This is a genomic window from Micromonospora vulcania (assembly GCF_042658605.1).
GTDB classification, from domain to species: domain Bacteria; phylum Actinomycetota; class Actinomycetes; order Mycobacteriales; family Micromonosporaceae; genus Micromonospora; species Micromonospora vulcania.
Window position 1 is genome coordinate 265,762 of sequence record NZ_JBHSQS010000006.1, and the last position, 21,437, is coordinate 287,198.

The 21,437-nt window shown below is 72.5% G+C and carries 18 protein-coding genes; 11 read left to right on the forward strand and 7 right to left on the reverse strand.

All coding sequences use genetic code 11. The annotated features are described in order from the left end of the window. Window positions 1–21 precede the first annotated feature (21 nt). The 5 genes from ACFQGL_RS12380 to ACFQGL_RS12400 form a co-directional block, all read right to left on the reverse strand. Complete coding sequence (locus ACFQGL_RS12380) at window positions 22–2,568, reverse strand: CHAT domain-containing protein (protein WP_377510227.1); 2,547 nt, start codon at window positions 2,566–2,568, stop codon at window positions 22–24. A gap of 11 nt (window positions 2,569–2,579) precedes the next feature. Then, the gene (locus tag ACFQGL_RS12385; RefSeq protein ID WP_377510230.1) at window positions 2,580–3,068 is read right to left on the reverse strand and encodes a hypothetical protein; all 489 of its coding nucleotides are present in this window, start codon (window positions 3,066–3,068) and stop codon (window positions 2,580–2,582) included. Then, on the reverse strand, window positions 3,065–3,673 hold the full coding sequence (locus ACFQGL_RS12390) for an RNA polymerase sigma factor (RefSeq protein WP_377510233.1): 609 nt from the start codon (window positions 3,671–3,673) through the stop codon (window positions 3,065–3,067). The genes ACFQGL_RS12385 and ACFQGL_RS12390 overlap by 4 nt, the downstream gene beginning before the upstream one ends. Window positions 3,674–3,678: 5 nt before the next feature. Further along, window positions 3,679–4,629: a S8 family peptidase gene (locus ACFQGL_RS12395; RefSeq protein ID WP_377510236.1), complete on the reverse strand. Its 951-nt coding sequence runs from the start codon at window positions 4,627–4,629 to the stop codon at window positions 3,679–3,681. 256 nt (window positions 4,630–4,885) lie between these two features. Beyond that, window positions 4,886–5,959 carry a glycoside hydrolase family 19 protein gene (locus ACFQGL_RS12400; protein ID WP_377510239.1) on the reverse strand — a complete coding sequence of 358 codons (1,074 nt, stop codon included), beginning with the start codon at window positions 5,957–5,959 and terminating at the stop codon, window positions 4,886–4,888. 192 nt (window positions 5,960–6,151) lie between these two features. Between ACFQGL_RS12400 and ACFQGL_RS12405 the strand changes: the two genes are divergently transcribed. Together ACFQGL_RS12405 and ACFQGL_RS12410 are read left to right on the forward strand one after the other, a co-directional pair. Continuing rightward, the gene (locus ACFQGL_RS12405) at window positions 6,152–7,171 is read left to right on the forward strand and encodes an LLM class flavin-dependent oxidoreductase (RefSeq protein WP_377510242.1); all 1,020 of its coding nucleotides are present in this window, start codon (window positions 6,152–6,154) and stop codon (window positions 7,169–7,171) included. A 136-nt stretch (window positions 7,172–7,307) separates the two neighbouring features. Further along, window positions 7,308–8,888 carry a serine/threonine-protein kinase gene (locus tag ACFQGL_RS12410; protein WP_377510245.1) on the forward strand — a complete coding sequence of 527 codons (1,581 nt, stop codon included), beginning with the start codon at window positions 7,308–7,310 and terminating at the stop codon, window positions 8,886–8,888. Here ACFQGL_RS12410 and ACFQGL_RS12415 read toward each other — a convergent pair. Then, on the reverse strand, window positions 8,875–10,023 hold the full coding sequence (locus ACFQGL_RS12415) for a serine/threonine-protein kinase (protein WP_377510248.1): 1,149 nt from the start codon (window positions 10,021–10,023) through the stop codon (window positions 8,875–8,877). The two genes, ACFQGL_RS12410 and ACFQGL_RS12415, sit on opposite strands and share 14 nt — an antisense overlap. After that, the gene (locus tag ACFQGL_RS12420) at window positions 10,020–11,177 is read right to left on the reverse strand and encodes an FHA domain-containing protein (protein WP_377510251.1); all 1,158 of its coding nucleotides are present in this window, start codon (window positions 11,175–11,177) and stop codon (window positions 10,020–10,022) included. The genes ACFQGL_RS12415 and ACFQGL_RS12420 overlap by 4 nt, the downstream gene beginning before the upstream one ends. A gap of 444 nt (window positions 11,178–11,621) precedes the next feature. On the opposite strand from ACFQGL_RS12420, the gene ACFQGL_RS12425 reads away from it, so the two are divergent. The 9 genes from ACFQGL_RS12425 to ACFQGL_RS12465 all read left to right on the forward strand — a co-directional run bounded on the left by ACFQGL_RS12425 (window position 11,622) and on the right by ACFQGL_RS12465 (window position 21,423). Next, window positions 11,622–12,914 carry a cytochrome P450 gene (locus ACFQGL_RS12425; RefSeq protein WP_377510254.1) on the forward strand — a complete coding sequence of 431 codons (1,293 nt, stop codon included), beginning with the start codon at window positions 11,622–11,624 and terminating at the stop codon, window positions 12,912–12,914. A 287-nt stretch (window positions 12,915–13,201) separates the two neighbouring features. Next, on the forward strand, window positions 13,202–13,681 hold the full coding sequence (locus ACFQGL_RS12430) for a helix-turn-helix transcriptional regulator (RefSeq protein WP_377510257.1): 480 nt from the start codon (window positions 13,202–13,204) through the stop codon (window positions 13,679–13,681). 252 nt (window positions 13,682–13,933) lie between these two features. Further along, a complete protein-coding gene (locus tag ACFQGL_RS12435) occupies window positions 13,934–16,327 on the forward strand; it encodes a sensor histidine kinase (protein WP_377510261.1) in 2,394 nt (797 codons plus the stop codon). A 17-nt stretch (window positions 16,328–16,344) separates the two neighbouring features. Further along, window positions 16,345–16,749, forward strand: coding sequence for a roadblock/LC7 domain-containing protein (locus ACFQGL_RS12440; RefSeq protein ID WP_377510264.1), 405 nt, complete (start codon window positions 16,345–16,347; stop codon window positions 16,747–16,749). 52 nt (window positions 16,750–16,801) lie between these two features. Then, window positions 16,802–17,995 (forward strand): ABC transporter substrate-binding protein, encoded by a 1,194-nt coding sequence (locus tag ACFQGL_RS12445; protein WP_377510267.1) that lies wholly within the window; start codon window positions 16,802–16,804, stop codon window positions 17,993–17,995. Next, window positions 17,992–18,888: a branched-chain amino acid ABC transporter permease gene (locus ACFQGL_RS12450; protein ID WP_377510270.1), complete on the forward strand. Its 897-nt coding sequence runs from the start codon at window positions 17,992–17,994 to the stop codon at window positions 18,886–18,888. The genes ACFQGL_RS12445 and ACFQGL_RS12450 overlap by 4 nt, the downstream gene beginning before the upstream one ends. Then, complete coding sequence (locus ACFQGL_RS12455) at window positions 18,885–19,913, forward strand: branched-chain amino acid ABC transporter permease (RefSeq protein WP_377510273.1); 1,029 nt, start codon at window positions 18,885–18,887, stop codon at window positions 19,911–19,913. The genes ACFQGL_RS12450 and ACFQGL_RS12455 overlap by 4 nt, the downstream gene beginning before the upstream one ends. Then, a complete protein-coding gene (locus ACFQGL_RS12460; RefSeq protein ID WP_377510276.1) occupies window positions 19,910–20,653 on the forward strand; it encodes an ABC transporter ATP-binding protein in 744 nt (247 codons plus the stop codon). The genes ACFQGL_RS12455 and ACFQGL_RS12460 overlap by 4 nt, the downstream gene beginning before the upstream one ends. Next, entirely contained in the window at window positions 20,653–21,423 is a 771-nt protein-coding gene (locus ACFQGL_RS12465) for an ABC transporter ATP-binding protein (protein WP_377510278.1), read from the forward strand. Before ACFQGL_RS12460 ends, ACFQGL_RS12465 begins: the two co-directional genes overlap by 1 nt. The last annotated feature ends 14 nt before the right edge of the window (window positions 21,424–21,437 follow it).

The window sequence follows — 21,437 nt, forward strand, 5'->3', positions numbered from 1 at the left end:
AGCTGTACGGGAGCCGTTCGGTCAGCCGGCGCCGAAGCAGATGAAGGCCGCCGGCGAGCCGGGCGGTATGGCCTCGGCGAGTGCGGTCGCCGGCGCCCGACCCGCGGCGACCGCCCGGTGGTAGTCGACCATGACGGTCATCGCCAGCTCGTCACCGACCCGACCGACGCTGGCGACCACGGTGGTGGTGCCCGCGACGAGCAGCGCGGTGGACATTCCGAAGGTCTCGTCCCCGGGTCGCACGTCGGTGAGCCCCAGCTCGCAGGAGGACAGCACCACCATCGAGGGCGCGCGGCGCAGCCGCAGCAGGTCGTACCCCAGGAGTGGACCACCGGCCAGCTCAAGGGTCGAGAACAGCGCGTTCTCGGCCTGGTGGCTGCCGTGCGCGGCGATGTGGGCGAGGTCGGCGCCATCCAGAGCGGCGAGGGTGGCTGCCGGCGTGGCGTCCGCGCCGGTACGGACGGTGGCGGTCGGGTAGGTCCGGCTGATCGCCCGGACCTCGCTGTCGCCACGATCGATGCCCGGCCCGGCGGCCAGGACGATCGATCCGGCCGCACCTCCGGCGGCGGTGTCCGTTCGCGAAACGCGCATCCGGTCACGGGCCGCCAGCCACGCCGTGGCTGACGGCGCGACCGTGACGGGCCGGGCCGTGCTGCCGGGCAGGGCCGCCCAGGGCGTGGTCATCAGTGGACCGGTCGGCACCACCACCAGATCACGGTCCCCGATCCGGGGCAGGAGTGGGTTCAGCACAATGGCCGCGAGCCGTTCGGCGTCCCGTCGGGTCGCGGCCCGGACGGCGCTGGCCAGTCGTCCGGGCGTGGCGTGGCCGACCTGCGCGTCCAGATCGGCACGCAACCGCAGCACGGCCTCGACCGCGTCCCGGTACCCGCCCAGCGGGACGAGCCAGGCGGACCGACCGGTCAGCACCAGGGCCCGCAGAACGCCCTCGGTGACCAGGTAGGTCACCAGCGCAGCGCCGCCCAGCTCCGCCGCGATCCGGCCGAGGGGTGCGATCTGCGGGGTCCCGGTGTCGGTGTGGCCCCGGGTCGCCCACGATCTCTCGCGTACCGCCCGCTGCAGTTCCTCGATCCGGCGGCGAAGGTCCGGGGCGGGCCGGCCGGCGAGTTCGGCGTCGCGGAAGGCGTGCCGGCTCTGGCGCAGTTCCTCCAGCAGTGCCGCCGCGCTCGGGTCGGCCGGTGGCCGTACCGGCGGCAGCAGCAGTGCCTGGGCGCGGGCGCGCTCGGACCAGCGGTACACCCCGGTGGTGGACCCGCTGGCGACGGCCGCCGCGAGGCCGGCGCTGGCCAGGTCCTGGCCTCGCGCGGCGGCGCCGGTCTGCAGGTCGAGGCTGCCGAACTGGGTGCGGTGGCGGTGTAGCGCCGCCATCCCCGCGAGCAGAGCGCCGCGCGCCTGGGCGGGGTGCCCGGTGGCGAACGCCAACTCGGCGCGGGCCAGCCACCAGAGCAGGCGGGTGTCGAGCCGGTCGATACGCCGGGGCCGGCCACGCTGTCGCAGCATGCGCTCCGCGTGGGCGGTTCTGCCCGCGGCAGTCATGCTGCGAGCCGCGACGATCCCGGCGAGCCAGGCGTCCTCGGACAGACCGAGGCGGTTGAGGCGGGCAGCGAGCGCGAGCGCCCGCCCGGTCGTCGTGGGCCGGCCGACGGGTGCGGCCGACGGCTCCTGGTGGGCGCGCAGCGCGATCAGCTCGGCGAGCGCCGCCCTGCGCGAGTTGCGCCGCAGCAGGAACGCGGCACGCGCCTGCCGCGCCCACCGGATCGCCGCCTGCGGTTCGCGGGCCAGCAACGCGGCCTCCGCGCGGACCTGGAGCGCGTCGGCGTACGTGTGGTCCAGCCGTTGCCCCTGCGCCTGACTGACGGCCGCCGCGAGTTCACGGTCGGCCTCGACGAACAGGCCGGCGGCGAGCAGGGCCCGGGCCCGCTCCACCGCCAGGTTCGCCAGCCGGCCGGGGGCGAGAACCTGGTAGGTGACCCGCGCCGCGGCGAACGCGCGCAGCGCGGCGGGGAGGTCTCCGGCGGTCACGTCCAGACAGCCGATGTTGCTGGCGATGACCGCGGCCTGCAGCTCGAACCCCTGACGGGTGGCGATGCGCAGAGCCCGCGTCAGGTCGGCCCGGGCGAGCCGGAGGTCACCCGCCTCCTGGTGCACGAGGCTGCGGTTGTTCAGTGCCCGGACCAGGTCCTGCGGGTAGGCGGGCTCGGTCAACAGGGCGATGGCCGCGTCGTAGTGCGCAAGGGCCACCGTGTTGTGCCCGGCCCGCTTGAGCAGGAGGGCTCGCTGCGCGAGCAGGATCGGTCGGACCTGGGCCGGCGCGTCGGTCTCGGCCTCGTCGAGGAGTTGGAACCCGAGGTCCACCCGCCCCCGCTCGGACTCCGCCCAGGCGAGACTCAACAGGATCCGGGCCCGCAGCTCGGTCAGCGCCGGACGGCCGGTGACCAGCCGCAGCCCGGCCCTGAGCTGGCGTACCGCCCGGGCGGGGCGACCGCCGTCACTGGATGCCAGGGCCTCCTCGTACAGGCGGGTCGCCGCGTCGGCCTCCCCGCTGGTCACCGGGTGCCCGGTCACAGGACGAAGGACGGGGTGACCACCCGTGGCCCTTCGGCGCCCTCCCCCGGGTCGACCAACATCTGTACGAGGCCGTGCGGCACCGCGTCGAAGACGAAGCGGCCGGTCTCGTCCGCGGTCACCACCTGGGGCGGTACCGGCTCGGGGAAGCGCAACTCCACCCGCAGGGTGGCCGCGGGGGCGAGCCAACCATCCAGCCGGACCAGCCCGTCCGGACGGTCCACCACAGTGATCATGATGGTGCGGCTCGGCGCGTCGAAGGTCGTGGTACGGGTTCGCTCGGTGGCCCGGGCCGCCCCGACGGGCTGCTGCTCGGTCGCCAACCGGGCCACCTCGATCTCCACGTTGCGCAGGGCGATCGCGAAGCGCACCCGGTCGTCGAGATCCGACGGCGGCGGGTCGAGTCGACCGTAGATGGCGGCGAGGTGGTCGAGCAGCGCACCATCGGCACCGTCCAGCGGCTGTTCGCCGAAGTCAGGACTCACGGCATCCCCCAGACCGGGTCGGCCTGCAGGAGCGTACGCAGCTTGGCCAGGCACCGGCCGCGGGTGGGGCCGATGCTGCCGCGTGGCATGCCCATCGCATCCGCCACGACCGCGTAGTCGGGGCGGTCCACCTGCGCGAGCACCCGCAACAGCCGCTGACACCGTGTCGGAAGGCGCTGGACCTGGCGCCAGAGCGCCTGGTCGCGCTCGTCGGTGAGGAGCCGGTCGTCCAGATCCGCCGCAGCGGGGAGCGCGGGATCCGCCTGGGGCGGTGGCCGGCGGGACAGTTCACGAACCCGCCACGCCTCCCGGCGGGTGGTGGTGACCAGCCACGCGGTCAGCGCGCGCGGAGAGCGGATCTCCGACAGTCGCCGGAGCAACTCCAGCCAGGTGGTCTGCACCACGTCGGCGGCCTCGTCGGCGGCCAGTCCCTGGCTGCGGGCGACATGCCAGAGCAGCGGGTTCAACTCACGCACCACCGTGTCGAGTGCGTCGGTCTCGCCACTCTGCGCGCGGCTCAGGCACGCGGCCAACAGGGCTGCCCGGTCCGTCGGCGGCACCGGGGGTACGGGCGGCGCGTCGGCGGCCACGTCGGGACCGGGCATCTCGATCATGCTGACCGGTCCGCTGTCGCCTGGGCGAGCGCCCCCGCGTGACTGGCCGCGGGGAAGGAGGTGCCGCTCCAGTACGCGAAGCCTCCGCCGTCGGCGACCGTGGTACGCAGCGGCATGGTGCTGACCACGTTGGTCCCCGCGCCCCACTCCCGCACCCAGACCCCGTGGTTGCTGAACCACGCCCGCTCGGTCGGCGACACGCGGGCACCGACGCTGACCACGCTCAACCGCGGGTCGCCGGTGAAGGCGGCCGGATACACGGGCCGCTCGCTGCCACCGTTGCCGGCGGACGCCACCACCGGCACGCCGAGCCCCGCCAGTCGGGCCAGCGCCGCGCGTACGGGCACCAGCTCCGGATCGTCCGTCTCGGCGTGCCGGCCGAAGGCGGTCAGCACGACGTCGATCCTCAGGCCGGCCGTACGCTCGTCTGCCAGCCAGGCCAGCGCGGCGGCGACGTTGGTGTCGCTGGCCCGCCCCGAATCGTCCATCACCCGCAGCGACAGCACGCGGGCGTCCGGTGCGGCCAGCCGGATCAGGCCGGCGAGGAAGGTGGCGTGGCCCCAGTGGCTGCCGTACACACCGGGTTCCGCGGTCGGGATGTCCAGCGGCGGCACCCAGCCGACGGCCTCGGCCCAGTACGGCTCGCCGCCGTCGAGCAGCAACGCGTCGTGGTCCTGTACGCCGGTGTCGAGCAGCGCCACGACCGGTCGGCCGACCGCGAAGGCGCTGTCCGGCCGCCCGGTGCCGGGTGTCCGCATCTCCTCGGGCGGCGCGGGCAGCCAGGCCGCCGTCCCGTGCCCCAGCTTGCGCCCGCTGGCCAGATAGGGCGGATAGAGCTCCCGCTCCCGCGCGCCGTCCTCCACGGTGGCCGCCCGGAAGCTGACGCCGAACGACGGCGCAGGAGGGTCGGACGGGGTCCCGCCGCCGGTGCGGTAGGGCTGCGACACGTCTACCTCCAGGACCGGACGGCCGGCGTGGCCGGTTCTCGACAGACAGGTGGCCGCGCGAGCGACACAGATACCTCGCTGCCCAGTCGACCACGTCCGGCCGGTACCGCCCATCGTCCGGTCGGCGCAACGACCGTTGTGCCGACCGGACCGGCTGCCACCCCGGTGCGGGTAGCGCGTGGGGTCGTGGCCGCGGGACGTACGCCTGCCGGCGCGAAGTCGGGCTTCGCGCCGGCAGGTGGGCGGGGACCGTCGGTCAGCAGTACAGGTTGTTACCGGCCGGCACACCGAGGATGCCGACGAACTGCTGGTACTTGGTCACGCGGCTCTGCACCTGGGCGGGATTGCCGCCGTTGCACTCGATCGAGCCGTTGATGCTGCGGATGGTCTCGCCGAACCCGGCGCTGTTGACCATCGCGTTGTGCGGGGTCATGCTGCCCGGCCCGTTCTGGGTCATCCAGTACCAGATGCCGGTCTTCCAGGCCACCGCCGCGTCGTTCTGCACGAGCCAGGGGTTGGTGAGCAGCGGCAGCCCGAGGGCGTTCCCGGCGGCGTTGTAGTTGAAGTTCCAGCTCAGCTGGATCGGCCCGCGTCCGTAGTAGGCGTCCTGCCCGGCCGGGCAGCCGTAGGGCTGACCCCAGTCGCAGTAGTGCGGGTAGTTGGCGGTGTTCTGCTCCACGATGTGCACGAGCCCACCGGTCTCGTGGAACACGTTCGCCAGGAAGGCCGCGGCTTCCTGCCGCTGCACGGTGGCGCTGCCGGTCCTGCTGAAGGCGGTGTAGGCACTCAGGGCGGTGACCAGCCCGGAGTACGTGTAGAAGGAGTTGCGGCCCGGGAACATCTGGTTGAACTGGGCCTCGCTGACCACGAAGCCGCCGGGGTTGGTGGGTGGCGGGGTGGTGCCACCCCCGCAGGTGTACGGCTCCCAGTACCAGGTGCTGATGACGGGGTCGTAACCCGGGTTCTCGTGCTCGGCGATGTAGTACAGGCCGTTGGTGTACCGCACGATCGCTCCGGCGGCGTACCAGGTGCCGGCGGCCCAGTTCGGGTAGTTGCAGCTGCCCGAGGGCGGTGGCGTGGTGCCACCTCCGCAGGCGCCGAGGTCCAGCCAGACACCGGTGGTGCCCGGGGGCGCCTCGTTCTGGGTCCACCACTGCGCCTGGTAGTTCCGGCCGTTGCGGGAGACCTGAGCGCCTCCCCAGTAGACGGCCGAGGCCTGCCACGACGCCGCGCAGTCCGCGGCTGACGCGGCGGTCGACGGGACGATCACCGCCAGTCCACCCGCGACAACCAGTGCCGCGAGCGCGACCAGGGCACGAAGTCTCGGCATGTGTGCACTCCCTCCTCGGAAACCGCTGGCCGGCAAATCGGCCGCGTATCGATGGGAGTGACTGTAACACCTTCTGTTCACAATCCTTACTATTAGGCGCGGACGACTCGGCCCCGCAGGGGTCAGACTTTTCCGATCGGTCAAGGGGGTTATCGTGGCCTCCGTTGCCCCTTCATCCCGACGGAGACACCCGTGTCCGGACCCTCGGCACCCCTGCGGAAGCTCGGCTTCCTCACCATCGGCCTGTTCGACGAGGCCGATCCCCGCGCCGGCCACGAGGCGACGCTGAAGATCATCGAGCTGGGCGAGCAGCTCGGCTTCGACAGCAGTTGGGTACGCCACCGCCACCTCCAGTACGGCATCTCCTCGCCGGTCGCGGTCCTGGCGGCGGCCTCGCAGCGGACCCGCCACATCGAACTCGGCACCGCGGTCATTCCGCTCGGCTGGGAGAACCCGCTGCGCCTGGCCGAGGACCTGGCCACGGTCGACGTCCTCTCCGGAGGGCGGCTCAACCCCGGGGTGAGCGTCGGCCCACCGATGCACTACGACCGGGTACGACGCTCGCTCTACCCGGACACCGCCGACGTGGAGGACTTCAGCTACACGCGGGTACGACGTCTGCTCGACCTCGTTCGCGGGGAGCCGGCCAGCGACATCGAGGGCTTCGAGGGCTTCGAGGAGTTCTCCCGCCGCGTACAGCCACACTCCCGGGGCCTGGCCGACCGGATGTGGTACGGCGCCGCCAGCCTGCGCTCCGCCCAGTGGGCCGGCGAGCAGGGCATGAACCTGCTGACCAGCAGCGTCGTGAAGGCCGAGGAGGCCACCGACTTCGCCGAGATCCAGCTCTCCCACATCCGCACGTTCCGCGCCCACCACCCGGACGGCGACCGGGCCCGTGTCTCGCAGGGGCTGGTCGTCGTCCCCACCGACACGGCCACGCCCACCCAGCGCTCCCGCTACGAGGAGTACGCCCGCAAGCGGACGCCCCGGACGGCGTCGCCGCAGGGTCCGGCCCGGATGATGTTCGCCCCCGACCTCGTCGGTCCGTCCGAGGTGATCGCCGAACGTCTGCTGGCGAACGTCGCGTTCCGCGAGGTCAGCGAGGTCGCTTTCGCCCTGCCCTTCACCTTCGAGCCCGCCGACTACGTGCAGATCCTCACCGACATGGCGACCCGGCTCGCTCCGGCGCTGGGCTGGAAGCCCGCCGGCTGACCCGGATCGGCGCAGGGCTGGCGCTTCGCCGTACCGTGCCCCCCAGCCACGGGCCACCGGGCGTTACCATGGGCCCCGCTCGATGCCACGCTGATGGCGGCGGCCCAGCGGCGCCGACGCGAGGAGGGGATGATCCATGCTCACACGTCTGACGAGTGATGATCCCCAGCAGATCAGCGGCTACCGGATCCGCGCGCGGCTGGGCGCGGGCGGCATGGGCCAGGTATACCTGTCGTTCACGCCGGGCGGCCGGGCCGTCGCGCTCAAGGTCGTCCGCCGGGAGTACGCCGAGGACGGTGACTTCCGGCAGCGCTTCGCCCAGGAGGTGCAGGCCGCCCAGCGCGTGCACGGTGTCTACACCGCACAGGTGATCGACGCCGGCACCGACGCGGGCACACCCTGGCTGGCCAGCGCGTACGTGCCGGGGCCCACGCTGCTCGAGGCGGTACGCGAGCACGGTCCACTGCCGGTCGACGCGGCGCGGTCGATGATCGCCGCGGTCGCGCAGTCGCTCCAGGCGATCCACGCGGCCGGCGTGGTGCACCGGGACCTGACGCCGCGCAACATCCTGCTCGCGGCCGACGGGCCACGGGTCATCGACTTCGGCATCGCCCGAGCCATCGACGCGACCCATCTCACGATCAGTCAGACGCCCATCGGCACACCGTCCTTCATGTCGCCGGAGCAGGCGAACGGCACGTCGGTGGCGCCGGCCTCCGACGTCTTCACCCTCGCGGCGGTGGGTTTCTTCGCCGCCACCGGCCGGGCCGCCTTCGGCGAGGGCAACTACCTGAGCGTGCTGCGGCGCGTCTCCGAGGCCGAGCCGGACCTGACGGGCTGCCCGGCGGAGCTGCGCGAGCTGTTCGAGTCGTGCCTGCTCAAGGACCCCACGGCACGGCCGACCACGGCCGACATCATCGAGGCGTGCGGCGGGGCACCGCGCTTCGAGGCGGACTGGCTGCCGAAGCCGGTCGCCGCGACGGTCGCGGCCTACGGCGCGGCGCTGGCCTCGGTCGTCGCCGTGCCTGCGCCCCCGGTCGTCCGGCCGGGACCGTCCGGCCCCACGCCGCCGCTCGCCGCGCCCCACCCGACTCCCCGTCGACGAGGACGGCAAGTCCTGCTCGCCGCGGCGCTCGGATTGGCCGTGCTCGCCGGTGGCGTGGCGATCGGCGTCAAGATGCGACCCGACTCGACCGGGGACCGCACCAATTCGTCGAACGCGGACCAGCCCACCAACTCGCCGGCCGCCGCCCAGTCCGCCACCGGCACACCGCCCGCCAGCCCGCCCGCCAGCCAGGTCTCGCCGGCACCGACCACCTCGGGGGCGACGACACCAGGCACGGCGGGTGCCCCGCGCGTCCAGTGGACCGGCATGGTCCGGATCAACGACCACGGTATCGACCTCGACACGGTGCCGCCGGCCGTCGATCCCGCCGAATGGGAGGACGTGGACGCCGCAAGGAGCTATTCCGGTGGGCCACTCGGGACCGAAAAGATCGCGAAGTGGACCGGTGCCGGGGAGCCGACGCCTCAGCAGTGCAGAGAGTTGGTCCTGACCCAGGGCACGGACCAGCTGAACGTGGCCAACAAGGAGGTCTTCTGCCTCCGGACCAGCCAGGCACGGATGGCGCTGCTCGTCATCACCGCGACCAGCGGCAACACGGGGACCGGGGTCTGGGCGACCGCCACGGTATGGGAGAAGGCTAGCGACTCCTAGTGTCCAGGTAGGCGCGGATCTCGCGTACCAATGGATGGTCGTCGCCCAGGGCGGCCTGGGCGCGCGCCACCAGCCGGACCAGCCGGAACGCCGCGACGGCCTCCTCGCCGAGGCCGAACCTGCTGCGCACCCGGCCGAACTCGGCGGCGATGCGCGCCGAGGGGTCGGCGTCGTCGACGTCGCGCAACCGGTGGGCCAGGTCGGTGAAGTGCCGGTCGGCCTCGACGTACCGGTGCTCGCCGAGCAGCAGGTCGCCGACCCGGAGCGCGGAGTCGGTGGCGCTCTCGGTGGGACGCACCGGTGCGGCGGTCGCGAGGGCGTGCAGTGTGTCGCGCACGGTTCGTGCGGTGGGCCGCGCGGCGGGTGACTTGGCGAGCATGCCGTGGATCAGCTCGGCCAGCTCCGGCGGCACCGCGGGGGAACGGACGACGATCGGCTCCGGTGCGTCGTTGTTGACGCGCCGCGCACAGGTCGCGGGCCCGCCCTCCATCTTGAGCGGTGGGCCGCCGGCGAGCAGCGCGTAGAGCACCGCGCCGAGCGAGTAGATGTCGGTGGCGCGGTCCGGGTCGTCGCCACGCCACTGCTCCGGCGACATGTACGCGGCGGTGCCGAGCACCATGCCCGGTCGGGTGAGTCGGGTGAGCATCGCCTCCGGCACGGCGGAGATCCCGAAGTCGCAGATCTTCACCGTCCCGTCGCCGTCCAGGACGAGGTTCTGCGGTTTGAGATCGCGGTGGATCACCGGCGTCGGGTGCTCGTGCAGGCAGACCAGGGCGTCGGCGACCGGGACCGCGTACCGCAGCGTCTGGGTGGCGTTCAGGCTGCCGGCCTCGAACTGCAGGTGTGCGAGGTCCGGCCCGGCCAGGTGCTCCATGACCACGAACGCCGATCCGTCGTCGTGCCGCCCGATGTCGAAGATCGCCACGACGTTCGGGTGTCTGATCATGGCCAGGATCTCGGCCTCGCGCTGGAACCGGGCCAACAGCTCGGGATCGGGGTCGTCGATCAGCAGCTTGACGGCGACGAGCCGGTTCAGCCGTTGGTCATGGGCGGCGTACACCGTCCCGTGCCCACCCGCGCCGAGCCGCCCGGTGATCCGGTACCGGCCGGCCAGCCGGGCGCCTTCGATGCTCATCGGTCATTCGGCCGGCGGATGGTCGTGGTCGCCGCCGCCTCCTCGGCGAGCGCGTCGCGGGGCGTCGGCGGCTGCGCCTCGGTGTCGAACACGAACGCGCGCCCGCTCAGGACCAACTCCACGCCGTCGTGCAGCACGACGACCTCACCCTTGCGCAGGCGCCACGGACGCCCGGCGTCGATCGGCTTGCCGGCACCGGAGCTGGTTTCGCGGCGGACGCGGGTGCCGTTGGCGCTCAGGTCGCGGACCGCCAGCGCGGTGCCGTCCCAGGTCAGCTCCACGTGTCGGCGGCTGATCCAGCCCTTCGCCTCGGGTGTCAGCCAGGACGCCAGGGCCACCCCGTCCGGCTCGGCCGGCGCCCGGCCCACCACGACCGTCGTACCAGCCCGCACCATGAATCGGGTACGCAGCACGCCGCCGATCCGTACCTTCAGCTGGATCCGTGCGGTGCTCGGCCCGACGTCGGTCATCGGCTCGTGGTGGGTGGGGCAGCGCACGACGCCCTGGCGGTAGACGGGAACCGGCTGGTCGGCGGCGGCGGTCGCGCCGAACATCGGGCAGTCGTCGTGCGGGCAGCGCCACTGCCGGGTCAACAGCTCACGCCGCGCGCCGGTGGCGTTGCGGCGGTCGTACATGCCCGCACGCAGCAGGAGGCTCTCCTCCTCCTTGCTGGAGATCTGCCACTCCGGCGGGGTCGGCATGATCCGGGGTACGACCACGACGCCCTTGCCCCCGGACCCGGGGGCGGCGTGCAGGAACTGGTCCCGGTTGCCGGGGATCCACGGGTGGGTGCGGTAGGCGTCCTTGAAGTTGTCCCGGCTGATCACCCGCAGGTCGGCGGTCTCGGCCAGCTCGATGAGCCGGTCGTCGGCGCCCGGCTGGACCTCGATGCGGCCGCGGTGGTACCACCTGTGCAGGGTCGCCTTCTCGGCCGCGGTCAGATCCCGGTGGCGCAGCAGCGACCAGTCCGCCACGGCGTAGACCTGGACCGCCTCGTCGCCGGTGTACGCGACGAGCGCGGCGAGCAGGTCGACGAACCGTTGCAGGTCCACTCGACGGTCACCGCACAGCCGATCGTCGCGCATGACGTTGGACAGGTCGACCACGAAGTCCGCGGCCGAGGCGTCGAGGGTCAGGTGCGTCTCCGGTCCCATCTGGTCAAGGTATCAACGAAGGCCGTTGCCTTGGGGGGCGCGATCCGACGCCCCGACCGACCACCGTCGGCGCGGTCGGCCAAGCGGCGTCACCTGCCGTCACGGAAATCGTTTCCCCGTCGTGAGGGAATGCGAGGAACTGGCATTCCCACCGTCCGTCGTGGTCGGTCGTGACGCTCGGCAATCCCGGGTGGACGAGCCACCTTGCACAGCTGGATGGATCTGGCAAGGACCGACACGCAACTTGCATCCGGCCAGGTTTTCCGCAGCCGTGCAGCCAGCAATTACCACCTCGGTCAAATCGACCAATGCCAATCTTGACTTGTGTGGCAGGTCGGCGCACCGTGAAGACCAAGAGACAGATGTACACCATTATCAGGCGGCTCGGGTGGCGTGCTGAATGCGAGCGCTGCCAGTTTCGCGCGGTGTATCAGGAGGCGTTCGATGCAGTTGAATCCGTTCTCCGGGGTCTACCTCACCGATCCGGCCAGCGTTTGGCGACGCATTCTCGACGATCCCGACGAGGTGCACTACGCCGAGGATCTGGGACTCTGGTTGATCAGTCGGCACGCGCACGTCCGGCGTGCCCTCGCCGACGCCTCGACGTTCGGCAACGTCCTCACCCTCGCTCCGGTCTACGAGGTCTGCCCGGAGGCGATGAGCGTGATCATGCAGCTCGACGCGCCACCCACGACGGCCGCCGCCGACCCGCCGGTGCACCCGCGTACCCGCCGGGCCCTGCGGGCGACCTTCGCGAACACCGCCGACCGGGTCGAGGCCGAGTACGGCGCGATCGTCCGGCGCCGGGTCGAGCAGTTGGTGTCCCGGCTGGCGGCCCGCGACGGCGAGCAGGTGGATCTCATCCCGGAGTTCGCCACCGAGCTTCCCCTGCTGGTCGTCCTGGACATCCTCGGCGTGCCGGACGCCGACATCGGGCGGATCAGGAGCTGGGCCGACGGCCAGATCGCCCTGGTCTGGGGGCAGCCGGACCCGGCCGAGCAGGTGCGCCTGGCCCAGGGCCTGGTGGACTTCTGGCACTACTGCCAGGAGTTGGTCCAACAGCGAGTCGACAGCGGGCAACGCGGCGACGACTACATCAGCCGGGCGCTGGCCTACCGCGACGACGACGACTCCGTGCTGACGGTGAGTGAGGTGGCAAGTCTCGCCTTCAATCTGCTGGTCGCCGGCCACGAGACCACCGCCGGGCTGCTCGCCCACTCCATCGACCAGGCACTGTCCAGCCCGCAGCGGTGGCGCACGATCGGCACCGACCCCCGGTACGTTCCCGCCTTCGTGACCGAGACGCTCCGGTTCGCGCCCGCCATCGACGGCTGGCTGCGAGTCACCCACCGCGACGTGACCCTGGGGAACGTCACCATTCCGGCGGGAGCGCGTTGCCTGCTGCTGATCGGGGCGGCGAACCGGGACCCCGGAGTCTTCACCCACCCGGACCGGTTCGACCCGCACCGGCCCGACGTACGGGATCAACTGTCGTTCGGCCACGGGCCGCATTACTGCATCGGCGCGGCATTGGCGGGACTCGAGGCCCGGATCACGCTCACCCGACTCGCGGCAGCCATTCCCGGGCTGCGGCTAACGTCTGAGCAACATCGTTCATACAAGCCCAATGTCGCGTTTCGCGCGCACCACTCGCTGCTCGCAACAATCGACACCATGGCGCCGGTCGACACCACGGCGGTGCCCGAGGTCGCCGGCGCCGAGATGCACGCCGCTTGACAGCGCGCGGGTCCCGTGCCCGCACCAGCCCGGCTGGCCTGCGGACGGAGCAGCCGTCCGACGGGCCGGCCGGCGCTGTCCGCGTCCGGCGCGCCGAGGGCACTTCGAGCGGGTGTCGCCCCACCCCCCGCGTACCCGCCCGCGCTTTGCTCGACGATTCATGCCAGCGAACGTCTTCACACCCATCGGACCAAGGGTTAAGAATTGCCCTCTATGAATGTTGAGGCCATCGGTCCAACTCGATCTGACGCCTGCTGCTAATTTGCCGGTGCCATGAAGGTGAGCACATGGAGCACACCCCCCCGCCGAACGATGCTCACCCCCCGGCCAGTGAGCGGTTCCGGCGGGAACTGCGCAACTGCCGCATCCATCGCGGACTGACCCAGCGGGCCCTGGCCGACCTGGTGCGGTTCAGCCGGGAGACGGTCGCGGCGGTCGAGTCGGGTCGCCGCTTCGGCAGTCACGAGTTCGCGGTCCGCTGCGACGACGTGCTCCACACCGACGGCCGGTTGGCCGCGCTGTGGCCGCAGGTCGCGGCCGAGCAGTCGGCGGCCGACGGTCGCCGGGGCCCTCGCGCCGCCCAGACGGCACGGCCGGATCTGCCGGTCCCCCGTCAGCGTGGCCGGCGGGACGCCCGCGATCCGGGCGCCATGGTGGACGCCATCGACGAGTTGCGCGAGCTGATCGGCCAGGTGCTCGGCGGCCAACCCGACCCGGACGACCAGGGCCGACGCCCGGCACCGGGCCACCACGACGACCAGCACTGACTCGCGGGCACCGATCGCCGCGGCAGCCCCACCCGTTGCTGACTCTGGGTACAGATGCTGGTACAGGCAGTTTGTACCACGGCCAGGTCTGGTCACCGGGCGCGGGTTCCGACGGAATAGGACTTGCATTCGGCAACGTGCAGATAGACCGTCGTCGACGAGTCGTGGGAGTCAATCTTGGCGTCGAGCACGAGGTCCCACGCGGCCCGACCCTACCCGACCCGCCGGCGCGGTTGGAAGATTGCCGGGCGGATGCGCCTCATCGTCGCGGCGCCGCTGGTCGCCGTCATCGGATTCGCCGGCCTAGCGCTGACCGAGAGCGCCCGCCAGACGTCCCGTGCCAGCGACCTGGAGGTCCTGGCACGCCTCGGCGCCGAGGCCGGCGACCTGGCCTACCGGCTGCAACGCGAACGCATCGCCGCCGCCGACCTGCTCACCTACGCCACCCCCGAGCAGCAGGAGACCTTCGGCGCGGAGATGGCCGCCACCGACGATGCCGTCAACCGCTACCGCCGCCAACGCGACCGGGTACCCGCCGACGCCGACGCCAGCCGCACCCTTCTGGGCCGCATCGACACCGCCCTGGACGGCCTCGCCCCGCTGCGAACCCAGGTACGCACGGCGGCGCACGCCTCGGTGTCGGCGATGACCTTCAGCTACCGCATCACGATCGCCGACCTGATCACCTTCCGGGAGAACGTCTCGCACGGCGTGGTCAACGCCCAACTCGCCGACGAGATCCGCGCCTCGGCGGCACTGTCCAAGACGGCCGAGTCGATCGGTCAGCAGCAGGTCGCCGTGCTCCGCGCGGTCGCGGCCGGCGAACTGACCCCGGCCATGCAGCAGGACATCACCGCCGCCCGCACCAGCTACACCGAATCCAGCCTGTCGTTCCTGGCCCTGGCCCCGTCCGACTGGAGCCTCTGGTGGGAACAGGCCGGCACCGGCAAGGAAGCGCTGGCCCTGCAACGGATGCAGGACGAGGTGTCCCGAGCTCAGCCGGGGACGAAGCTGCAACTGGAGACCCCGGCGTGGGTGTCCACCACGCAGGATCGCGCCGCCCGCCTGTCGGATCTGCGCAGCCGGGTCGACGTCGCGGTGCTCGAGGACGTCCGCGCCGCCTACTCCGACCAGCGCCGCCGGGCCGTGGCCGAGGCGATCGGCGTCCTGTTGGCACTGCTGCTGACCGCGCTGGTGACCTGGGCCGTCGCCCGCCAGATCACCCGCCGGTTGCGTCGCCTGCGGGACGCGGCCAACGCGGTCGCATTCGAGCAGCTCCCCGCCGTGGTGGCCCGACTCCAGCGTCCGGACAGCTCCAGCGTCGACCCCCACGAGCTGGCCCGCCAGCAATCCACCGTCGCACTCGAACCCAGCAGCGACGACGAGATCGGCGAGCTGGGCCAGGCGTTCAGCGCCGTACACCAGGCCGCCGTGCGGACCGCCGCCGAACAGGCCGTCATGCGCGCCAACACCGCCGACATCTTCATCCACCTGAGCCGACGCGAGCAGCGACTGGTGGACGCCGTCCTGGCCCAGGTCGACCGGGTCGAGCGCGACGAGACCGACCCGGACCGGCTCCACCAGCTGTACACACTGGACAACCTGGCGACCCGGATGGGCCGGATCAACGCCAGCCTGCTCGTGCTCGGCGGCGTCGGCGTCGGTCGGGTCCGCCAGCACGACGTACCGCTGCAACAGGTGCTCCAGGCGGCACTCTCCCAGATCGAGCACTACGCGCGGATCCGGATCGGCATGGTCGACGGTGACGTGGCGGTCGCGGCCAAGACCGTCGACGAGGTCGTGCACCTGCTCGCCGAACTCATGGACAACGCGACCGCGTACTCGCCGCCGGGAAGCGAAGCGTGGGTGACCGGCCGCAGCCTCGGCGACCGGGTCATCGTCCAGGTCAGCGACGAGGGCGTGGGCCTGTCCCCGCAGCGGCTGCAGCAACTCAACGAGCTGCTGGCCCGTCCGCCGGCCATCGACGTCGCCGCCGTCCGGGCGATGGGGCTCGTCGTCGTGGGCCAGCTCGCCGCCCGGCTGGGCGCCACCGTCCAACTGCGACGCGGTCCACGGCGCGGCACCCTCGCCGAGGCGACCCTGCCCGCGGCGATGATCCGGTCCCTGCCACCGGAGGAGTACGTGCTCGCCCCCGGGCGGCTGTCGCGGCGGGCAGCGGCCCGCCCGGCCGGCCCCCCGCCGCCGTACCGGCCGCGCCCCGAGCCCACCGCCGGGCGGCCCCCGGCCGAGCGGACCCTGCCGGCGGCACCGGTGTTCCGACCGACCCCCGCGCCCCCGGACCGTGGTGAGGCGCCGACCGAGGAGCTGCTCATCTTCGAACAGGTCAACCACTGGTTCCAGAACGATGTCGTCGACGGTCACGACGGCCACGAATGGTCCAGTCCGGCCGACGACGCCTGGCGTGCCGCCGCCCAGGTGCACACCCCCGAGGTCGCCACGACCACCAACTCCGGCCTGCCCAAACGACAGCCGCAACGCAACCTCGTGCCCGGCGGCGTCACCGTGCCCCAGCAGCAGCAGCGGTCCGAATACCGCGATCCGGCCCAGGTGGCCACCGCGATGGCCGCCTACGCGCGCGGCGTGGCGTCCCGCCGACGTACCCCGATCAACCTCGGCAACAAATGACGCGACAGGGAGAGCCCGTGAGCGACCAACAGGACCTCGGCTGGCTACTGGACAGCTTCGCCGCACGCGCGGCCGAGGTCAGCCACGCGATCGCCATCTCCAGCGACGGCCTGATGGTGGCCGCCACCCGCGACCTGCCACCGGACCGGGCCGACCAACTCGCCGCGACGGGCAGCGGGCTGGTCAGCCTGCTGCGGGGCGCGGCGGCCTTCTTCGACGCCGGCGCGGTCATCTCCAACGTCACCCAGCTCGAAGGCGGGTTCATGTTCTCGATGGCCTTCAACGACGGCGCCTCGCTGCTGGTGCTCGCCGCACCCGAGTGCGACGTCGGCAAGGTCTCCTACGAGATGACCGAACTGGCCAACCGAATCGGGGACGCGCTGACCCCCGCGGCCCGGGCGGCGCTCGCCCGCAGCCGCTGACAACCCGGCACCCCCCACGCCGGAGCAATCGCACCCTTCCCCTGGAGAAGACATGTCATTCACCACCCCTTGGCGCAGCCGTGCCCTCGCCGCCACGCTGCTCGCGCTCGTGCTGACCGCCAGCACGGCCTGCGCCGACGACAAGGCCGGCACGGGCGCCGGCGGCTCGATAAAGATCGGCCTGCTCGCATCGCTGTCCGGCACGTACGAGGCCGTCGGTAAGGAGATCCGCAGCGGCTTCGAGCTCTACCTGGACACCCACGACGGCAAGCTCGGCGGCCGGAAGGTCGACCTCATCGTCGCCGACGAGGGCAACGGCGCGCAGACCGCGGTGCCGGCGGCGACCAAGCTGCTCAAGCAGGACCGCGTGTCCGCGCTCACCGGCATCGTCGGTGGCGGCTCGGTCGCCGGGGTCACTCCCCTGCTCAACGAGACCAAGGTGCCGCTCGTCGGTTCCAACGGCCGTCCCGAGCTCAAGGACGTGTCCCGGGTCTGGCACACCTCGTACCTCTCCGACGAGCCCGGGGCCGCGATCGCCCAGCACGTCCGCGACAACGTGAAGGGCTCCGTCTACGCGATCGGCCCGGACTACCAGGGTGGCTGGGACGAGCTGCGCGGCTTCACCGACGCGTACGCCAAGATCGGCGGGAAGCTCGCGAACACCGACGGCAAGACCACCTTCACCCCGTTCCCGACCACCACCAACTTCACCCCCTACTTCGCCCGGATCAAGGCCTCCGGCGCGGCAGCGGTCTACACCTTCTACGCCGGCAGCGCCGCCGTCGACTTCGTCAAGCAGTACGCGCAGTCCGAGATCAAGGACATCCCGCTGTACGCCGCCGGGTTCCTCACCGAGGGCGGCGTCCTCAACGCCCAGGGCGAGGCCGCCCGGGACATCTACTCGGTGCTCAACTACTCGCCCGACCTCGACAACGCCGAGAACCGGGCCTTCGTCGCGGCCTGGAAGGCCAAGCACGACGGCTCACCGACGACGTACGCGCTGGCCTCCTTCGACGCGGCAGCAGTGCTGGACCGGGCCATCGGCGCCGCCGGTAGCGACCCGACCCCGGAGGCCATCAACGCGGCCATCGGTCAGCTCGGTCAGATCGCCAGCCCGCGCGGCACCTGGCAGTTCTCCACCGCCACGCACTCCCCGGTGCAGAAGTGGTACCTGCGGCAGGTCCGCCAGGACGGCCGGGCACTGTCCAACACCGTCGTGGGCGACCTCGCGACCGTCGGCCGGTGATCGCGGTGGCGGCCGGCCCGAACCGGATCGACCCGTACATCATCCCGGCGCTGGACGGAGTCGCCTACGGGCTGCTCGTCTTCGTCGCGGCAGCGGGCCTGGTCTTCTGTTTCGGCGTCGCCAACATCCTCAACCTGGCGCACGGCACGCTCTACGCCATCGGGGGATACACCGCGGCCGCCCTGCTCGACGGCGGCTGGGCGAGCCTGGCGTTGGCGCTGGCGGTCGGGGTGCTGGCCTCGGCCGCGGCGGGAGTGCTGCTCGCCGGCCTGCTCACACCGGTCGCCACCGGTAACCATCTCACCCAGGCGCTGTTGACATTCGGCGTGGCCCTGGCCGGCGGCAGCCTGCTCGTCGCCGGCTTCGGCCCCGACGATCCGCAGGTCCAGGTCCCCGCCGCCCTGGACGGTTCGGTCGTCGTCGCCGGCCACCGCTACGCCGCGTACCGGCTGGTCTTCATCGTGGTCGCGGCCGCGCTCGCCGCCGGGCTCTACCTCGCGGTGCGGCGGACCAGGGCCGGGATGCTGGTCCGCGCCGCCGTCGACGACGCCGAGATGGTCGCCTGCATGGGCGTCAGCCCCGCGCGCATCCGGGCCGGCGTCCTCGCCGCCGCCGGGGCGCTGGCCGGCGCCGCGGGCGTCCTGGGCGCACCCATCATCGGCCCCGGCACCGACACGGCCGACACCGTGCTGCTGCTGTCCCTGGTGGTCGTCGTCCTCGGCGGGCTCGGTTCCATGGTGGGCACCCTGCTCGCCGCGCTCGCGATCGGGGAGATCCAGACCCTCGGTGTGGCGCTGCTGCCCTCCGCCGCGCCGTTCCTGCTGTTCGCCGCCATGGCCGCCGTGCTCGCCCTGCGGGCGCGCGGCCTGGCCAGCAAATGGAGGGCGGCATGAGGGGCGAGGTGATCCGCCGGCTACGAGGCGCGGTCGCGGCACTCGTCCTGGCCGGCCTGGTCGTGGCGCCCTGGTTCGTCGACGACTACACCGCGTCGATCCTCGCCCGGACGCTGGCGCTGGGCCTGGTCGGGGTGAGTGTCGCACTGCTCACCGGTGTCGCCGGCATGCCCACCCTCGGCCAGACCGCACCGTACGCGGCCGGCGCCTACGCGTGCGCCGTGCTCGGCAGCCAGATCTCCGACGTCGGCGTCGTGCAACTCGCCGTCGCGGCGTGCGCCGGAGCGGTGCTGGCCGCGCTGACCGTGCCGCTCGTCGTCCACGCCCGGGGAGTGATCGTCCTGATGATCACCCTGGCCATCGGCGAACTCGTCGTCACCGTCCTCGGCCGCTGGCGCTCGGTGACCGGTGGCACGGACGGGCTGGCCGGCATCGCGCCGGTCCGCCCGTTCTGGGGCCTGCCGGTGCTGGCCAACGACCAGGCACGTTACCTGTACGCCCTGGTCGTCGTGGCCACGCTGGTCGGCGCGGTGCTGCTGGTGCTGCGTACCCGGGTCGGGCTGCTGCTGCGGGCCGGCCGGGACGACGAGACGCGGCTGCGGGCCAGCGGGCACCGGGTGCCGCTGCACCTGTCCGGCGCCCACATCCTCGCCGGGGCGATCGCCGGCGCCGCCGGCTCGGTGCTGGTCGTCGCCCAGCAGTACATCTCGCCCGCCGACTTCGGCTTCGACACCTCCGCCCTGCTGCTGCTCGGTGTCGTCATCGGCGGCACCGCCTCGGTCGGCGGCGCACTGGTCGGCGCCGCGCTCGTCATCGCCGTGCGGGACTGGCTGTTCGGCGTGCTGCCCGGCCACGCGCCGCTGGTGCTGGGCGCGCTGTTCATAGCGACGGTCTACCTGCTGCCCACCGGCGTCACCCGGGCCCGTGCCGTACGCGGCCGGCTGCGCCCACCCGCCGCCCCCGCGAGCCGGCCGGACGACACGCCCGCCCCAGAGCCCGCCCCGGTATCGGAGCTACGCGCATGACCTGCCTGCTCAGCGCCCAGGATGTCAGCGTGCGCTACGGCTCCCTCGCCGCGCTCACCAGCGTCGACCTGTGCATTCACGACGGCCAGCGGCACGCCCTCATCGGCCCCAACGGCGCCGGCAAGACGACCCTGCTCAACGTCATCGGCGGGTCGACCAAGCCACAACGCGGCACGGTGCGGTTCGCCGGCCGCAACGTCAGTCGGCTCGGCCCGGCCGCCCGGGCCCGCCGAGGCATCAACCGGATACACCAACGACCCGCGGTCTTCCCGACACTCACCGCGACCGAGAACATCGTGGTCGCCGCGCTGCCCCGGGTCATCCGGCGGCACCGGTGGTGGCCCGTCGGAAGTCGACGCGCCGCGCAGCACCGCGCCGGCCCACTGCTGGAGCAGATGGGCCTGACCGACGTCGCGGCGGTCCCCGCCGGTCACCTCGCACACGGGCAACGACGCCAGTTGGAGATCGCGATGGCCCTTGCCGGTCGCCCCCGCCTGCTGCTGCTCGACGAGCCGGCAGCCGGGTTGTCCGCCACCGAGGTCGGCCGGCTGGTCGAGCTGCTCCAGGTGCTCCCCCGCGCGGTCGCCGTACTGCTGGTCGAACACCGGCTGGACCTGGTGTACGCCCTCTCCGACACGGTCACCGTGCTGCGCGACGGCCAGACCCTGGCCGCCGGGACGCCCGACGAGATCCGCACCTCGCCGCTGGTACGGCAGGCCTACGCGGACGGGGTGGCCTGATGCTGTGTGTGGAGCAGCTCAGCGCCGGCTACGCCGGAGGGATCGTGCTGCACGAGGTGAGCCTGCGGGTGCTTCCGGGCAGCATCCAGGCCGTGGTGGGCCGCAACGGAGCGGGCAAGAGCACGCTCGTGCACACGATCGCCGGCCTGGTACGCGCCTCCAGTGGCCGGATCGAGATCGATGGCGTGCACGTGGCCGGCCGACAACCGCACCGCATCGCCCAGTCCGGGGTCGGCCTCGTCCCGCAGGGCCGCCGGGTCTTCTCCCGGCTGACCGTGGCCGAGCACCTCGCCCTGGCGGCCGCACCGTGGCGTGCCGCGACCCCCGGCGGCGAGGGCTGGACGGTTGCCCGGATCCTCGAACTGCTGCCAAGGCTGGCGGCACGGCTGCGGCACCGCGGCTGCGAACTCTCCGGTGGCGAGCAGCAGATGCTCGCGATAGCCCGCGCGCTGCTCGGTCAGCCACGGGTACTGCTGCTGGACGAGCCGTGTGAGGGGCTCTCCCCCGACCTGGCGGCGCGCGTACGCGAGCTCATCGGCGTCCTGGCCGCCGAGGGGCTGACCGTGCTGCTCGTCGAGCAGCAGCTCCAGCACGCGATCGAGATCGCGGACCGGGTGGCGGTACTGGAGTACGGCCGGGTGGTCTACGACCGACCGACGGCCGAGGCCCGCATCGACCCGGCCCCGCTGGCGGCGATGTTGAGCATCGCCACCGCCCCGACGCCACCGGGCACGCGAGGAAACCCTCGGCTCTGGGCCGACACCCCGTAGGTCACCCGATCCCC

What these genes read in the sequence shown, in the direction of transcription:
- ACFQGL_RS12390 (WP_377510233.1), bottom strand. Translation starts at nt 3,673, where the DNA reads ATGCCCGGTCCCGACGTGGCCGCCGACGCGCCGCCCGTACCCCCGGTG.
- ACFQGL_RS12400 (WP_377510239.1), bottom strand. Translation starts at nt 5,959, where the DNA reads ATGCCGAGACTTCGTGCCCTGGTCGCGCTCGCGGCACTGGTTGTCGCG.
- ACFQGL_RS12410 (WP_377510245.1), top strand. Translation starts at nt 7,308, where the DNA reads ATGCTCACACGTCTGACGAGTGATGATCCCCAGCAGATCAGCGGCTAC.
- ACFQGL_RS12415 (WP_377510248.1), bottom strand. Translation starts at nt 10,023, where the DNA reads ATGAGCATCGAAGGCGCCCGGCTGGCCGGCCGGTACCGGATCACCGGG.
- ACFQGL_RS12420 (WP_377510251.1), bottom strand. Translation starts at nt 11,177, where the DNA reads ATGGGACCGGAGACGCACCTGACCCTCGACGCCTCGGCCGCGGACTTC.
- ACFQGL_RS12425 (WP_377510254.1), top strand. Translation starts at nt 11,622, where the DNA reads ATGCAGTTGAATCCGTTCTCCGGGGTCTACCTCACCGATCCGGCCAGC.
- ACFQGL_RS12430 (WP_377510257.1), top strand. Translation starts at nt 13,202, where the DNA reads ATGGAGCACACCCCCCCGCCGAACGATGCTCACCCCCCGGCCAGTGAG.
- ACFQGL_RS12435 (WP_377510261.1), top strand. Translation starts at nt 13,934, where the DNA reads ATGCGCCTCATCGTCGCGGCGCCGCTGGTCGCCGTCATCGGATTCGCC.
- ACFQGL_RS12445 (WP_377510267.1), top strand. Translation starts at nt 16,802, where the DNA reads ATGTCATTCACCACCCCTTGGCGCAGCCGTGCCCTCGCCGCCACGCTG.
- ACFQGL_RS12455 (WP_377510273.1), top strand. Translation starts at nt 18,885, where the DNA reads ATGAGGGGCGAGGTGATCCGCCGGCTACGAGGCGCGGTCGCGGCACTC.
- ACFQGL_RS12460 (WP_377510276.1), top strand. Translation starts at nt 19,910, where the DNA reads ATGACCTGCCTGCTCAGCGCCCAGGATGTCAGCGTGCGCTACGGCTCC.
- ACFQGL_RS12465 (WP_377510278.1), top strand. Translation starts at nt 20,653, where the DNA reads ATGCTGTGTGTGGAGCAGCTCAGCGCCGGCTACGCCGGAGGGATCGTG.